Raw genomic sequence first — 15410 nt, 5'->3', positions numbered from 1 at the left:
GAGTTATGAAATTACGTGCAAACCGTGTAGGCGAGCAAATGAAAAAAGAATTAGGCGACATCATCAGTCGTAAAATTAAAGATCCACGTGTCGGATTTGTTACTGTAACAGATGTACAAGTGAGTGGAGATTTACAAATTGCTACAGTGTATATTTCTGTTTTAGGTGATGAAGAACAGAAAGAAAGTACACTAAAAGGTTTAGCGAAGGCAAAAGGCTTCATTCGTTCAGAAATTGGCCAACGTATTCGTCTTCGTAAAACACCTGAAATTTCCTTTGAATTTGATGAATCTATCGGATATGGTCATCGAATTGATACACTTTTACATGAAATTAATAAAGAAGGTAAACGTGAAGAATAATGGATAGACATTTGTCTATCCATTTTTTCAATGTAAAATAAGTTTTGAATAAGTATTATGAAAGAATTACGATGAGGTGAGCATATATGGAAGGTGTAGTATTATTACATAAGCCAAAAGGCATGACATCACATGATTGTGTATTTAAATTAAGAAAGATATTGCGTGAAAAACGAATTGGTCATACAGGAACATTAGATCCAGATGTAACAGGAGTATTGCCGATTTGTGTTGGGCGAGCAACAAAGATTGCACAATTTTTAACGAGTGAGACGAAAACATATGAAGGTGAAGTGACATTAGGGTTTTCAACAACAACTGAAGATGCTTCTGGTGAAGTTGTGGAAACGAAACATGTAGACCGTGTTATTACTCGTAAAGAAGTGGAAGAGGCTCTTGCGACATTAACAGGTACGATTGAGCAAATGCCTCCGATGTTTTCGGCTGTAAAAGTTAACGGAAAAAAATTATATGAATATGCAAGAGCAGGACAAGAGGTTGAACGTCCAGTTCGTACAATTACAATTCATGAATTTGTATTACTAGATGATCGTGAAGTGTTTGAAGGAGAAAATATTTCATTCCGTTTCCGTGTAACGTGTAGTAAAGGGACATATGTAAGAACGTTAGCGGTAATGATTGGTGAAAAACTTGGTTTTCCATCACATATGTCTCACCTTGTAAGAACGGCTTCAGGTGAATTTGTATTAGAAGATTGCATATCATTTGAAGAAATTGAAGAAAACGTGCAAAATGGAACAGTAGAGTCTATCTTCATTTCAATTGATGAAGCATTAAGTAAGTTCCCGAAAATGGTTGTAGATGAAAAGCAAGCAGAAAAAATAAAAAATGGTATGTTCTTAAAAAATGAATTGCAAATAACGGCGCCGTTTATAACAGTGTTTGATAAAAACGATCGTTGCCTTGCAATTTATGAGCACCATCCAAAACACCCTGGTATGCTAAAGCCGATGAAAGTACTTGTGAATAATCAAGAACTAAAGCTATAATGAATTATTGGAAGGATTATTACAGAAAAAGGTGAATTCAAGCGTGAAACTTATTCATTTAACTCATCCACATGAACAAAATAAATTAGAATTACCACCTACTGTAATGGCATTAGGATTTTTTGATGGCATTCATTTAGGACATCAATGTGTGATTCGAACTGCGAAACAAATAGCGGATGAAAAGGGATATAAAAGTGCAGTGATGACATTTTATCCGCATCCATCTGTTGTTTTAGGTAAAAAGGAAGCGCATGCGGAGTATATTACACCAATGTGTGATAAAGAAAAAATAGTCGAGAGTTTAGGAATCGATATATTATATGTTGTTAAATTCGATGAATCATTTGCAGGCTTATTGCCACAACAATTTGTAGATGATTATATTATTGGTTTAAATGTAAAGCATGTAGTAGCAGGGTTTGATTATTCATATGGACGTTTAGGAAAAGGAAAGATGGAGACTTTACCATTTCATGCAAGAGGGGAGTTTACACAGACTGTGATTGAAAAAGTTGAATTTCAAGAAGAGAAAGTAAGTTCTACGGCATTACGAAAGTTAATTCGAAATGGCGAAATGGAGCAAATTCCATCTATTTTAGGTAGAGCATATACAGTAGGAGGAACGGTTGTACACGGTGATAAACGTGGACGTCAAATTGGTTTCCCAACAGCTAATGTAGGTTTAAGTGATGAGTATCTATTACCACCTGTAGGTGTTTATGCAGTGAGATTAAAAGTTCACGATGAATGGTACGATGGTGTATGTAATATTGGATATAAACCAACCTTTAAAGAAGATGAGCGCCAACTATCTATTGAAGTGCACTTATTTGAATTTAACAAAGACATATATGATCAAAATGTTACAGTAGAGTGGCATATGCGTATAAGAGAAGAGAAGAAATTCAATGGCATCGATGAGTTAGTTGAACAAATCGCAAAAGATAAGAAAACAGCACAAGAATATTTTGCGAACGAAAATAATATACTTGCTTTTTCAAATGAAAAGTAGTATTCTATGTTATGTACTTTATGACAACCATTGCTTGGCATTGCGACTCACCGACGCTTGCTAGGTAATCGGGGGTTTAATTAATAGGAGGTGAAATAGGATGGCTTTAACACAAGAGCGTAAAAATGAAATCATTGCACAATTTAGAACTCATGAGACTGATACTGGTTCTCCAGAGGTTCAAATTGCTGTCCTAACGGAGCAAATTAACACTCTAAACGAGCACTTACGTACTCACAAGAAAGATCATCATTCACGTCGTGGTCTATTAAAGATGGTTGGTAAACGTCGTAACTTACTAACTTACCTTCGTAATAGCGATATCACACGTTACCGTGAATTAATCACAAAGCTTGGCTTACGTCGATAGTCAAAGAAGCGGGAATATTCCCGCTTTTTTGTTAGGTAAAAATATATCTTCTACTCTTTATAGCTTACTTCATTTTCGGTAATACTAGAGGTAGAATATTGTGATATACTATCCATTTACATAGAAGAATTGAATACTTTAAATTGAGAGGGGTACTTAAATGAGTCAAGAAAAGCAAGTCTTCTCGATAGATTTAGCTGGTCGCCAGCTAACAGTTGAAACAGGTCAGCTTGCAAAGCAAGCGAACGGAGCAGTATTAGTAAGATATGGCGATACAGCGGTTCTATCTACAGCAACTGCATCAAAAGAAGCAAAAAATGTAGATTTCTTCCCACTTACAGTAAACTATGAAGAGCGTTTATATGCAGTCGGAAAAATTCCTGGCGGTTTCATTAAACGTGAAGGTCGTCCAAGTGAAAAAGCAATTTTGGCAAGTCGTTTAATCGACCGTCCAATTCGTCCACTTTTCGCAGATGGATTCCGTAACGAAGTACAAGTTGTCAGCATCGTAATGAGTGTTGATCAAGATTGTTCTTCTGAAATGGCAGCTATGCTTGGTTCTTCATTAGCGTTATCGATTTCAGACATTCCATTTGAAGGTCCGATCGCGGGTGCAACAGTTGGTCGTATTAACGGCGAATTCGTTATCAACCCAACAGTAGAACAGCAAGAACAAAGTGATATTCACCTTGTTGTAGCTGGTACGAAAGATGCAATTAACATGGTTGAAGCAGGAGCAGATCAAGTGCCTGAGGAAACAATGTTAGAAGCAATTATGTTTGGTCATGACGAAATTAAACGTCTAATTGCATTCCAAGAAGAGATTGTACAAGCTGTAGGTAAAGAGAAATCAGAAGTGAAACTTTATGAAGTTGACGCTGATCTTAACCAAGCTGTACGTGAAATGGCTGAGAAGGATATGCATTCTGCAATTCAAGTACATGAGAAACATGCACGTGAAGATGCAATTAACGAAGTGAAAAAGCGTGTAATTGAGCATTACGAAGCGCAAGAAGCTGATGCTGATACATTAGGACAAGTAAATGAGATTTTATATAAAATTGTAAAAGAAGAAGTACGTCGTCTTATTACAGTTGAGAAAATCCGCCCAGATGGCCGTAAAGGTGACGAAATCCGTCCATTAGCATCAGAGGTTGGCATTTTATCTCGTACACACGGTTCTGGTTTATTCACACGTGGACAAACACAAGCATTAAGTATTTGTACATTAGGCGCATTAGGCGATGTGCAAATTTTAGATGGCCTTGGTGTAGAAGAATCAAAACGCTTTATGCACCATTACAATTTCCCATCATTTAGTGTTGGTGAAACAAGACCAATGCGTGGACCAGGTCGTCGTGAAATTGGTCACGGTGCACTAGGAGAACGTGCTCTTGAGCCTGTAATTCCGTCTGAAAAAGATTTCCCATACACAGTACGTCTTGTATCTGAAGTATTAGAATCAAATGGTTCTACTTCACAAGCGAGTATTTGTGGTAGTACTTTAGCAATGATGGATGCTGGTGTTCCACTTAAAGCTCCAGTTGCAGGTATTGCAATGGGTCTAGTTAAATCAGGTGAGCATTACACAATTTTAACTGATATTCAAGGTATGGAAGATCATTTAGGTGATATGGACTTTAAAGTAGCAGGTACAGCACACGGTGTAACTGCACTACAAATGGACATTAAAATCGATGGTCTATCTCGTGAAATTTTAGAAGAGGCATTACAACAAGCGAAAGTTGGTCGTATGCACATTCTAGATCATATGTTATCTGTAATTGCAGAGCCACGCACTGAATTATCAGCGTATGCTCCAAAGATTATTACAATGACAATTAACCCGGATAAAATCCGTGACGTTATCGGACCAAGCGGTAAACAAATCAATAAAATTATTGAAGAAACTGGCGTTAAAATTGACATCGAGCAAGATGGTACAGTATTCATTTCTTCAATAAATCAAGAAATGAACGATAAAGCTAAGAAAATTATCGAGGATATCGTTCGCGAAGTACAAGTAGGTGAAATCTACGAAGGAAAAGTGAAACGTGTTGAGAAATTCGGTGCTTTCGTTGAATTATTCAGCGGTAAAGATGGATTAGTTCACATTTCTGAACTTGCACTTGAGCGTGTAGGTAAAGTAGAAGACGTTGTGAAAATCGGTGATGTAATTACAGTTAAAGTTATCGAGATTGACAAGCAAGGTCGCGTGAATTTATCTAGAAAAGTATTGCTAAAAGAAGAGCAAGAAAAAGAAGCTGCTAAAGAAGAAAACAAACAAGAGCAGCAATAAGCAAAAGCCAGTTTAACTGGCTTTTTTTGTTATGTAAAAATATGATTTGCATATATTTTTATGTCAGTATAGGTATAGTTTTCATTATAACGCTCAAATTAACAAAGATAAGAAGAAAAATGGTTTTTTATATAGTTAATGGGAGGGTTTATATGAAAACTCGTATATTGGCATACATATGTATATTCTTTTTATATGTCAGTGCAGGTTCTTATTCTGTTTTTGCACAGGATCACTTATATGAAGAAATTCAAAAGCATGCAAAACAATATGAGATTGCACCGCAAAATGCGATGATTGATAAGATATGGAAAGCAACACCAGGATATAATGGAAGACAAGTTGATATGGAAGCATCCTATAACAATATGAAGAAATTAAAGCAGTTTGATCAAAAACATCTTGAATTCAAGGAAGTATCACCGAGTGTCCACTTAGAAGATTTATCACCAGCACCAATTTATAGAGGTCATCCGGATAAAAAGATGGTCGGGTTAACAATAAATGTGGCATGGGGAAATGAATATTTGCCTCGTATATTAGAAATATTGAAAAAGCATGATGTGAAGGCGACTTTCTTTTTAGAAGGACGTTGGGTGAAAGAAAATTTACGATTTGCAAAAATGATTGTCGATGCAAATCAAGAAGTTGGAAATCATTCTTACACACACCCTAATATGAAAACGTTATCGTCTGATGAAATAAGAGATCAGTTACAAAAAACAAATCGAATGATCGAAGCAGCTACGAATCAAAAGGTAAGATGGTTTGCACCGCCGAGTGGAAGTTTTCGGGATGAAGTCGTGAAAATTGCAGATGATTTTCAAATGGGAACGATTATGTGGACTGTTGATACAATTGATTGGAAGCGACCTGAGCCAGGTGTACTATTGCAGAGAGTAATGAGAAAAATACATCCAGGTGCTATCGTATTAATGCATCCTACTTCGTCCACAACAGAAGCATTAGATACAATGATTACAAAATTGAAGGAACAAGGATATAAAGTAGGGAATATAACAGAATTACTGGATGAAAAACGTGTAGATTAAATACATTTGCATGACATTCATCCTTAAACTTGTTATCATTAAATAATAGCACTTATTTAGAGAAACTGGCAGTAGGAGGAAAGTTTTTGATTAAAAAATATACTTGTAAAAATGGTGTAAGAATAGTTATGGAGAATATACCAACTGTAAGATCGGTTGCGATTGGTATTTGGATCCATGCAGGATCAAGAAATGAAAATGAAAAAAATAACGGGATTTCTCACTTTTTAGAGCATATGTTCTTTAAAGGAACAGAAACACGTAGTGCACGTGAAATTGCAGAATCATTTGATAGCATTGGTGGGCAAGTGAATGCTTTTACTTCAAAAGAATACACTTGTTACTATGCAAAAGTGCTAGATGAGCATGCTAAATATGCTTTAGATGTATTAGCAGATATGTTCTTTAATTCAACATTTGATGAAGAAGAACTGAAAAAAGAGAAGAATGTCGTATGTGAAGAAATTAAAATGTACGAAGATGCTCCAGATGATATTGTGCATGATATGTTAACGAAAGCAACATATGAAACGCATCCGCTTGGATATCCTATTTTAGGAACAGAAGAAACGCTTAATACGTTTACAGGTGATACGCTACGTCAATATATTAAGGATCATTACACACCTGAAAATGTAGTTGTATCAATTGCAGGAAATATTGATGAAGCCTTTTTACAAACAGTAGAGCAATATTTCGGTAGTTATGAAGGAACGACAAACCGTGAACAAGTACATAGCCCAATTTTCCATTTTAATAAGGTAGCACGTAAAAAGGAAACAGAACAAGCTCATTTATGTTTAGGATATAAAGGCTTACAAATGGGACACGAAGATATTTATAACTTAATTGTATTAAATAACGTTTTAGGCGGTAGTATGAGTAGCCGTTTATTCCAAGAAGTACGTGAGCAACGCGGGTTAGCTTACTCAGTATTCTCTTACCATTCTTCTTATGAAGATACAGGTATGTTAACGCTGTATGGTGGAACAGGTAGCCAACAATTGGATACACTGTATGAAACAATGCAAGAAACATTAGAAACATTGAAAAATACAGGTATTACAGAAAAAGAGCTTATGAATAGTAAAGAGCAATTAAAAGGAAACTTAATGTTAAGTTTAGAAAGTACGAATAGTCGTATGAGCCGTAATGGTAAAAATGAATTGCTACTTCGTAAGCACCGTTCACTTGATGAGATTATTGAAAGTGTAAACACGGTAACAAAAGAAAATGTAGATGAGTTAATTCGTAACATGTTTACAGATGAATTTTCTGCAGCATTAATTAGTCCAGATGGAAAACTTCCAAAAGGAATAAAACTGTAATTACTATATATGATTTAAAAATAACCGTATCTCTTTTAAATGAGATACGGTTATTTTTTGTGGGTATATAGAATAGGTACTAATTATGGATAACTTAAATGAATAATTTGGGTAGGGGGAGAGAGTATGCGATTAAGTGAACTAAGTGGGAAAGAAATTGTTAATTTAGAAAGAGCAGAAAAAATGGGGGTTTTAGGTTATGTGGATTTAGAGGTTGATGAGAAGGATGGACAAATACAGGCTCTTATTATACCTGCTGGGAAATGGGGAGGTTTCAAAAAGGAACCACAAGAAATAAGAGTAGCATGGAGGCAAATTAAAAAAGTGGGGCATGATATGATTCTTTGTGATATTACAGATCGTTCAAATTCGAAGTGAAAGATGGCCATTTTGGTCATCTTTTTTTGTTCATTTTACTCAGAGCAAAATCCAACAGAATATCTTTCCTATGCCGAATTTTGAGGTAGGGCCTTCCTACATACAAATAGCGGGATACATGATAGGTGCTTTTTGTTTTTCAATCACCTAAAACTCGTACATTACATATGATGTGGAGGAAAAAGAAAAAGTAGGCACTTTTCTTATAAATGACAGAAAAAGAAGGTGAATTAGGGAATGTTGACTGAGATGCATATTGCTGTCATAGGAGGAGATGCAAGACAGCTAGAAGTAATTCGCAAGCTCGTTGAATTGGATGCGAAACTTTCATTGATAGGGTTTGATCAGTTAGACCATGGCTTCACAGGGGCAGCAAAAGAAAGTATACAAAATTTAGATTTCACTTCTTTAGATGCAATTATTTTGCCAGTTGCAGGTACAAATGCCAAGGGAGAAGTAGATACTATTTTTTCAAATGAAAAAGTTTCTATAACGAAAGAACAAATTGAAAATACACCAGAACATTTTACTATATATTCAGGTATTGGTACGCCTTACTTGGAAAATCTCGTATCTACTACAAACCGTAAACTAATTAAATTATTTGATCGTGATGATGTGGCAATCTACAATTCTATACCAACTGTAGAAGGTACATTAATGATGGTAATTCAACATACCGACTATACAATTCATGGTTCTAATGTAATGGTTTTAGGATTTGGTAGAACAGGGATGAGCGTTGCCAGAGCATTTCAATCATTAGGAGCCCATGTCAAAGTTGGAGCAAGACGATCGGAACATATTGCACGTATTACAGAAATGATGTTTTCTCCTTTTCATATGCAGAACATTGAGAAAGAAGTAGGGGATATCGATATTGTCATTAATACAATTCCGCATCTCGTTGTGACAGCGAATGTCATTTCAAAAATGCCGGCTCATACGTTAGTAATTGATTTAGCTTCTAAACCAGGCGGTACCGACTTTAGATATGCAGAAAAAAGAGGAGTCAAAGCGCTGTTAGCACCTGGATTACCAGGTATTGTTGCTCCAAAAACAGCAGGACAAATTTTAGCGAACGTTCTTTCTCAGTTATTAGCAGAAGATGTAATCGCAAGAAAGGAGAATGGGGAATGAATTTAAAAGGGAAAAGAATAGGGTTTGGTTTTACGGGTTCACATTGTACGTACGAAGAAGTAATGCCTCATTTAGAAAAGTTAATTGCTGAGGGAGCTGAAGTGCGTCCAGTTGTTTCTTACACTGTTCAATCAACAAATACGAGATTTGGCGAAGGGGCAGAATGGATTAAAAAGATTGAAGAAGTAACAGGTTTTAAAGCGATTAATTCAATCGTTGGCGCAGAACCACTTGGACCTAAAATCCCATTAGATTGTATGGTAATTGCTCCTTTAACAGGAAATTCTATGAGTAAATTTGCGAATGCAATGACAGACTCTCCAGTACTAATGGCAGCAAAAGCGACGCTAAGAAATGGCAAGCCTGTCGTATTAGCCGTTTCGACGAATGATGCTTTAGGGCTTAATGGAGTAAATCTCATGCGCCTAATGGCCACAAAAAACATCTACTTCGTCCCATTCGGTCAAGACGCACCAGAGAAAAAACCGAACTCAATGGTAGCACGCATGGAGCTGCTTGAAGATACAGTATTAGAAGCACTGCAAGGGAAGCAATTGCAACCGGTTGTCGTAGAAAAATTCAGATATATGAATTGAAAAACGAAAAAAAACGGACAATTTTTGATGAAACCATCATTCTTACTGTAGAATATGATAAAATTAACGTTATTAAGATTAGAAGGGGTATTCTATACTCCTTCTCATTCTAAGTTATAGAAAGATTGGTATCTAGAAAGGGGCATAGTGATGGAAAAGCAAAAAACTTTTCATGTCGCTGTAGTTGGAGCAACCGGCGCAGTTGGTGAACAAATGTTAAATACTTTAGAGAAACGAGAATTTCCAATCGGGAAGTTAACGTTACTTTCATCTAAACGATCTGCAGGTAAGAAACTTGTATTTAAAGGCGAAGAATTTACAGTTCAAGAGGCAACTCCTGAAAGTTTTGAAGGAGTAGATATCGCACTATTTAGTGCTGGTGGATCTGTATCAAAACAATTAGCGCCAGAAGCAGCAAAGCGCGGTGCGATTGTTGTTGATAATACAAGTGCATTCCGTATGACAGAAAACGTGCCACTTGTTGTACCTGAAGTAAATGAAAACGACTTAAAAGAACATAACGGTATTATTGCAAATCCAAACTGTTCTACAATTCAAATGGTAGTAGCTCTTGAGCCAGTTCGTCAGCAATATGGTTTAAAACGAGTAATCGTTTCCACATATCAAGCTGTATCAGGTGCTGGTGCGGCAGCGATTGAAGAACTTCATGAACAATCACAAGCAATCTTAAATGGTGAAGAAGTGAAGGCGAATGTTTTACCTGTATCAGGTGATAAGAAACATTTCCCGATTGCTTTCAACGCGATTCCACAGATTGATAAGTTCCAAGATAATGGATTTACATTTGAAGAAATGAAAATGATTAATGAAACGAAAAAAATTATGCATATGCCAGAGCTAGAAGTAGCGGCAACATGTGTACGTTTACCAGTTGTATCAGGTCACTCTGAGTCTGTTTACATTGAAGTAGAAAAAGAGGGCGTAACAGTAGAGGAATTAAAGAACTTACTTGCAAATGCGGAAGGTATCGTTCTGCAAGATAACCCAGAAGAGCAATTATATCCAATGCCAGCTACTGCAGTAGGTAAAAACGAAGTATTCGTTGGAAGAATCCGTAAAGATTTAAATAACGATAAAGGATTCCATCTTTGGGTCGTATCTGATAACTTATTAAAAGGCGCTGCATGGAATTCTGTTCAAATTGCAGAGCGCTTAGTAAAATTACAATTAGTGTAAACGGCTAAGAGAAGGTGCAAAATATGAAAATTATTGTTCAAAAATTTGGTGGCACATCTGTACGTGATGAAAATGGACGTAAGCATGCGCTTCATCATATAAAAAAATCGCTAGATGCGGGTTATAAAGTAGTGACTGTCGTATCTGCTATGGGTCGTAAAGGTGAACCATATGCAACTGATACGTTGTTAAGTCTTGTAAATCAAGAGGAATCTCACATTTCTAATCGTGAGCAAGATTTATTATTATCATGTGGAGAATTAATCTCAGCAATCGTTTTCTCTAACATGTTAAATGAGAACGGTATAAAAGCGGCGGCATTAAATGGTGCACAAGCTGGTTTTGTAACAAATGATGATTTTACAAATGCTAAGATTATTGAAATGAATTGTGATCGTATACACGAAGAGCTAGAAAATGTAGATGTAATCGTTGTGACAGGATTCCAAGGACAAACGAAAAAAGGTGATACGACAACACTTGGACGCGGAGGTAGTGATACTTCAGCTTCAGCTTTAGGTGTTGCGCTTCATGCTGAATATATCGATATCTTCACAGATGTAGAAGGTGTGATGACTGCGGATCCTCGCATTGTAAAAGATGCACGTCATCTTCAAACTGTAACGTATAACGAAATTTGTAACATGGCATACCAAGGTGCAAAAGTCGTTCATCCACGTGCAGTTGAAATTGCGATGCATGCAAAAGTACCGCTTCGTGTACGTTCTACGTACTCTGATAGTGAAGGTACGCTTATTTCAGCATCTGACGGCGCTACAAAAGGCCGTGATGTAGAAGAACGTCCTGTTACAGGTATTGCACATGTATCAAATGTGACGCAAATTAAAGTACTTGCAAAAGAAACAGCATATGATTTGCAGCAGCATGTGTTTAAAGAAATGGCGAATGAAGGAATCAGTGTCGATTTAATTAACATTTCACCTACTGGGGTAGCTTATACGGTGAGTGATAATGTATCAAATCGTGCAGTTGAACTATTACAAAACCTTGGATATGAGCCAATTGTGACAGAGCATTGTGCGAAAGTATCTATTGTAGGAGCTGGAATGGCAGGATACCCAGGGGTTACTGCGAAAATCGTTACAGCTTTAGCTGAAAAAGGTATTCAAATTCTGCAATCAGCAGATAGTCATACAACTATTTGGGTTCTTGTAAAAGAAACTGATTTAGTGGAGGCTGTAAATGCATTACATAGTGCGTTTGAGCTTTCAAAAGAAAAGCAACTGGAACAATAAGGAGTGAGACCATGATAGATTTTGGGACAATTGCAACCGCGATGGTAACACCGTTTGATATAAACGGCAATATCGATTTTGCAAAGACAACGAAATTGGTAAATTATTTAATTGATAACGGTACAACAGCAATCGTGGTAGGAGGAACGACAGGAGAATCTCCTACATTAACTTCAGAAGAAAAAGTAGCGTTATATCGCCATGTCGTATCTGTTGTCGATAAAAGGGTGCCCGTAATCGCTGGAACAGGTAGTAATAATACGCATGCTTCTATTGACTTAACAAAAAAGGCAACAGAGGTTGGTGTTGATGCAGTAATGCTAGTAGCACCGTATTATAACAAACCGAGTCAAGAAGGAATGTATCAGCACTTTAAAGCAATTGCTGAAAGCACGCCGCTTCCGGTTATGCTATATAACGTTCCAGGACGATCTATTGTACAAATCTCCGTTGATACAGTTGTTCGTTTATCAGAAATAGAAAACATTGTTGCGATTAAAGATGCAGGCGGCGATGTGTTAACAATGACAGAAATCATTGAAAAAACAGCGGACGACTTTGCAGTATACAGCGGTGATGACGGTTTAACGCTACCAGCTATGGCAGTTGGAGCGAAAGGTATCGTTTCTGTAGCATCTCATGTTATCGGAAATGAAATGCAAGAAATGATTGCAGCGTTCCAAGCAGGTGAATTTAAGAAGGCGCAAAAATTACATCAATTACTTGTAAGAGTAACGGATTCATTATTTATGGCGCCAAGTCCAACACCAGTAAAAACAGCGTTACAAATGGTTGGATTAGATGTAGGTTCTGTACGTTTACCACTTCTTCCATTAACAGAAGAAGAAAGAGTAACGTTACAATCTGTTATGCAATCTATCCCTCGTTAATAAAAAATGACCTAGTGTAGAACTAGGTCATTTTTTTATTGGTATGAAATCTTTTCTTCTCTATTCTCATCTAGATACATTCTTATAAGATCTATATTATGCACCTAACTAATCACTTTTTTGTTATGTATTGCAACATGTATAAGAAAATAATCGTACCCCTTTAAAGGAATTAAAAAATCATAGTCATTATAGAATAAACATTTGTATGAACATAATAAACTACCGGTTTTGTTTTTAGAGAAAATCCTTCAAATAGGATGTAATTCATAAAAAAACTCCATTTTGTAAGTGTTTTTGTTCAATTCTAGAAAAATAAGTCTTGAAAATCTATATTATGAAATAAATTTAGAGTATTTATAGCTATTTCTTTAAAACGATATGGGGTACGAAATCGGAGTAAATATAAAGGACATCAGTTCGATAAGTTTGTTGGGAATGCGTTCTTTTCCTTTTTCTTTCGCACGATTTAACTTGTGTTCTATTTCTTGTATCAGGTATAATATGGCTAAGTAGCTTAGTACGGGTATGCTTAGCAAAATTGGTAAAAATTATAATTTGATTACATTTTCATATCATATCGAATAAGATATTTGATTTATATAATGAAAGAGAGGTGAAACCTGGTTTAAAAAATAAACAAGGACATGATATCGCATAACGGTAAGGACATTCGTCTTGGACGGTGAATATATGGTGGTTGTAGAGTTTCCCCTGGTGTCTCTGCAATTTTAGTGAAATCAGTGTTTGAAAGATTTTTAAACCAGGCAACAACATGAAGAGAAAAGAGAATGAGTCTGTTAAAGTATTTGCTCTTGGTGGAGTAGGTGAAATCGGGAAAAACATGTACTGTGTTGAAATTGATTCTGAAATCTTTATTGTAGATGCAGGGTTAATGTTCCCGGGAGATGAAATGTTTGGAATTGATATCGTTATTCCTGATATTACATATTTAGTAGAAAACCAAGAGCGAGTAAAAGGTTTATTTATTACTCACGGTCATGAAGATCATATTGGTGGCATTGTTTACGTACTTCGTAAATTATCAATTCCAGTGTATGCAACGAAATTAACGGTAGGACTTATACAAGAAAAACTTGGCGAAGCGGGTATGTTAGGCCGTGTAGATTTAAAAACAATCGATTCAAATTCAACAGTAGAGTTCAATACTACAACGGTGTCATTCTTTGGAACGACACATAGTATTCCAGATTCTGTTGGTGTTTGTTTCCATACATCAAAAGGTGCGATCGTATATACGGGAGACTTTAAATTCGATCAAACTCCAATTGGAAATAGTGGAGCAGACCTTGGGAAAATGGCTCAAATCGGAAATGAAGGCGTTCTATGCTTATTATCTGATAGTACAAATGCTGAGCGTCCAGGCTATACAGGTTCTGAAAAAGAAGTTGGTGTAGAAATTTCTAAAGTGTTCTACGGCGCAGAAGGACGTATTATCGTTGCTTCATTTGCATCGAATGTACATCGTATTCAACAAGTATTTGATGCAGCTGCTGAAACAGGACGAAAAGTAGCGGTTGTAGGACGTAGTATGGTGAAAGTGGTAGATATCGCAAGACGTCTTGGTTATTTAGATGTTCCAGAAGGTATGGTTATTTCACTACAAGAAGTAGACAATTTCCCAGAGAAAAAGGTAGCTATTTTAACGACAGGTAGCCAAGGTGAACCGATGGCAGCCCTTTCTAGAATGGCAAAGCAAGCTCATAAACAAATTTCAATTCGTAAAGGTGATACGGTTATTATCGCGGCATCTCCAATTCCAGGTAATGAAATATCTGTATCAAAAATTATTGACTTGTTATTTAGAGCGGGAGCTGAAGTTGTTTATTACGGTGAAAGAAAAGTTCACGTTTCAGGTCACGGTAGCCAAGAAGAATTAAAATTAATGTTAAATTTAATGAAACCGAAATATTTTGTACCCGTACATGGTGAGTTCCGTATGCAAAAAGCACATGCATACTTAGCTGAAGATGTAGGTATTGCAAGAGAAAATATCTTTATTGTAGAAAAAGGCGATGTAATTGCTTTTGGTGACGATGAAGCAAACTTAGTTGGCAAAGTGCAAGCTGGTAATGTGTTAATTGATGGATTAGGTGTAGGTGACGTTGGTAATATCGTTCTTCGAGATAGAAAAATGTTATCTCAAGATGGAATATTAGTAGTTGTTGTAACACTGGGTAAAGATGAAAAGAAAATTATCTCTGGTCCAGAAATCATCTCACGTGGATTTGTATATGTACGTGAATCAGAAGCGTTAATTGACCGCTCTACAGAGATTGTACGTATGATTGTTGAACAATCAATTAAAGAATATTCAATTGAATGGTCTATGTTAAAACAAAATATTCGTGAATTATTAGGGCAGTTCTTGTACGAAGAGACGAAGAGAAAACCTATGATTTTACCGATTATTATGGAAGTATAAAAAAGATCACCTTTACGGGTGATCTTTTTTCTTTTTTCACTCTATCGAATGAAATTTATAACTTAAGAAAT

Annotated in this window: 14 protein-coding genes; all 14 read left to right on the top strand. The window is 36.2% G+C overall.

Annotated features, from left to right (window positions below; genetic code table 11):
- The first annotated feature begins 5 nt into the window (after positions 1-5).
- The 14 genes from rbfA to PDQ40_RS09800 all read left to right on the top strand — a co-directional run bounded on the left by rbfA (position 6) and on the right by PDQ40_RS09800 (position 15339).
- Positions 6-362, top strand: coding sequence for a 30S ribosome-binding factor RbfA (rbfA, locus tag PDQ40_RS09865; RefSeq protein WP_000776443.1), 357 nt, complete (start codon positions 6-8; stop codon positions 360-362).
- Positions 363-448: 86 nt separating this feature from the next.
- Positions 449-1372: a tRNA pseudouridine(55) synthase TruB gene (gene truB / locus PDQ40_RS09860; RefSeq protein ID WP_000399338.1), complete on the top strand. Its 924-nt coding sequence runs from the start codon at positions 449-451 to the stop codon at positions 1370-1372.
- A gap of 43 nt (positions 1373-1415) precedes the next feature.
- Positions 1416-2387 carry a bifunctional riboflavin kinase/FAD synthetase gene (gene ribF / locus PDQ40_RS09855; RefSeq protein ID WP_000766710.1) on the top strand — a complete coding sequence of 324 codons (972 nt, stop codon included), beginning with the start codon at positions 1416-1418 and terminating at the stop codon, positions 2385-2387.
- Positions 2388-2487: 100 nt separating this feature from the next.
- Positions 2488-2757 carry a 30S ribosomal protein S15 gene (rpsO, locus tag PDQ40_RS09850; RefSeq protein ID WP_001229392.1) on the top strand — a complete coding sequence of 90 codons (270 nt, stop codon included), beginning with the start codon at positions 2488-2490 and terminating at the stop codon, positions 2755-2757.
- Between the two features lie 160 nt (positions 2758-2917).
- Positions 2918-5056, top strand: coding sequence for a polyribonucleotide nucleotidyltransferase (pnp, locus tag PDQ40_RS09845; RefSeq protein WP_000076746.1), 2139 nt, complete (start codon positions 2918-2920; stop codon positions 5054-5056).
- 152 nt (positions 5057-5208) lie between these two features.
- Positions 5209-6108: a polysaccharide deacetylase family protein gene (locus PDQ40_RS09840; RefSeq protein WP_000857421.1), complete on the top strand. Its 900-nt coding sequence runs from the start codon at positions 5209-5211 to the stop codon at positions 6106-6108.
- 86 nt (positions 6109-6194) lie between these two features.
- On the top strand, positions 6195-7436 hold the full coding sequence (locus PDQ40_RS09835; protein WP_000592994.1) for a M16 family metallopeptidase: 1242 nt from the start codon (positions 6195-6197) through the stop codon (positions 7434-7436).
- 126 nt (positions 7437-7562) lie between these two features.
- Positions 7563-7814 carry a YlmC/YmxH family sporulation protein gene (locus PDQ40_RS09830; RefSeq protein WP_001239753.1) on the top strand — a complete coding sequence of 84 codons (252 nt, stop codon included), beginning with the start codon at positions 7563-7565 and terminating at the stop codon, positions 7812-7814.
- Positions 7815-8051: 237 nt separating this feature from the next.
- Positions 8052-8954: a dipicolinic acid synthetase subunit A gene (gene dpaA / locus PDQ40_RS09825; protein WP_000954725.1), complete on the top strand. Its 903-nt coding sequence runs from the start codon at positions 8052-8054 to the stop codon at positions 8952-8954.
- On the top strand, positions 8951-9550 hold the full coding sequence (gene dpaB / locus PDQ40_RS09820; RefSeq protein ID WP_001049480.1) for a dipicolinate synthase subunit B: 600 nt from the start codon (positions 8951-8953) through the stop codon (positions 9548-9550). Before dpaA ends, dpaB begins: the two co-directional genes overlap by 4 nt.
- Before the next feature lie 150 nt (positions 9551-9700).
- Complete coding sequence (asd, locus tag PDQ40_RS09815; RefSeq protein ID WP_000414848.1) at positions 9701-10747, top strand: aspartate-semialdehyde dehydrogenase; 1047 nt, start codon at positions 9701-9703, stop codon at positions 10745-10747.
- A gap of 23 nt (positions 10748-10770) precedes the next feature.
- A complete protein-coding gene (gene dapG, locus PDQ40_RS09810) occupies positions 10771-12003 on the top strand; it encodes an aspartate kinase (protein ID WP_000692473.1) in 1233 nt (410 codons plus the stop codon).
- Positions 12004-12014: 11 nt separating this feature from the next.
- A complete protein-coding gene (gene dapA / locus PDQ40_RS09805; protein WP_000564761.1) occupies positions 12015-12893 on the top strand; it encodes a 4-hydroxy-tetrahydrodipicolinate synthase in 879 nt (292 codons plus the stop codon).
- Between the two features lie 775 nt (positions 12894-13668).
- A complete protein-coding gene (locus PDQ40_RS09800) occupies positions 13669-15339 on the top strand; it encodes a ribonuclease J (RefSeq protein ID WP_000823084.1) in 1671 nt (556 codons plus the stop codon).
- Positions 15340-15410 lie beyond the last annotated feature (71 nt).

It is taken from the genome of Bacillus cereus group sp. Bc061 (assembly GCF_027715825.1).
GTDB classification, from domain to species: domain Bacteria; phylum Bacillota; class Bacilli; order Bacillales; family Bacillaceae_G; genus Bacillus_A; species Bacillus_A paranthracis.
The sequence above is the reverse complement of the archived record's forward strand: the minus strand, read 5'-3'. Positions and strand labels throughout refer to the sequence as shown.

Bases quoted from the DNA above. Each gene is read 5' to 3' on its own strand.
- PDQ40_RS09830 (WP_001239753.1), top strand. From the start codon at position 7,563: ATGCGATTAAGTGAACTAAGTGGGAAAGAAATTGTTAATTTAGAAAGA.
- PDQ40_RS09840 (WP_000857421.1), top strand. From the start codon at position 5,209: ATGAAAACTCGTATATTGGCATACATATGTATATTCTTTTTATATGTC.
- dpaB (WP_001049480.1), top strand. From the start codon at position 8,951: ATGAATTTAAAAGGGAAAAGAATAGGGTTTGGTTTTACGGGTTCACAT.
- rbfA (WP_000776443.1), top strand. From the start codon at position 6: ATGAAATTACGTGCAAACCGTGTAGGCGAGCAAATGAAAAAAGAATTA.
- rpsO (WP_001229392.1), top strand. From the start codon at position 2,488: ATGGCTTTAACACAAGAGCGTAAAAATGAAATCATTGCACAATTTAGA.
- truB (WP_000399338.1), top strand. From the start codon at position 449: ATGGAAGGTGTAGTATTATTACATAAGCCAAAAGGCATGACATCACAT.
- pnp (WP_000076746.1), top strand. From the start codon at position 2,918: ATGAGTCAAGAAAAGCAAGTCTTCTCGATAGATTTAGCTGGTCGCCAG.
- dapG (WP_000692473.1), top strand. From the start codon at position 10,771: ATGAAAATTATTGTTCAAAAATTTGGTGGCACATCTGTACGTGATGAA.
- dapA (WP_000564761.1), top strand. From the start codon at position 12,015: ATGATAGATTTTGGGACAATTGCAACCGCGATGGTAACACCGTTTGAT.
- PDQ40_RS09800 (WP_000823084.1), top strand. From the start codon at position 13,669: ATGAAGAGAAAAGAGAATGAGTCTGTTAAAGTATTTGCTCTTGGTGGA.
- dpaA (WP_000954725.1), top strand. From the start codon at position 8,052: ATGTTGACTGAGATGCATATTGCTGTCATAGGAGGAGATGCAAGACAG.
- asd (WP_000414848.1), top strand. From the start codon at position 9,701: ATGGAAAAGCAAAAAACTTTTCATGTCGCTGTAGTTGGAGCAACCGGC.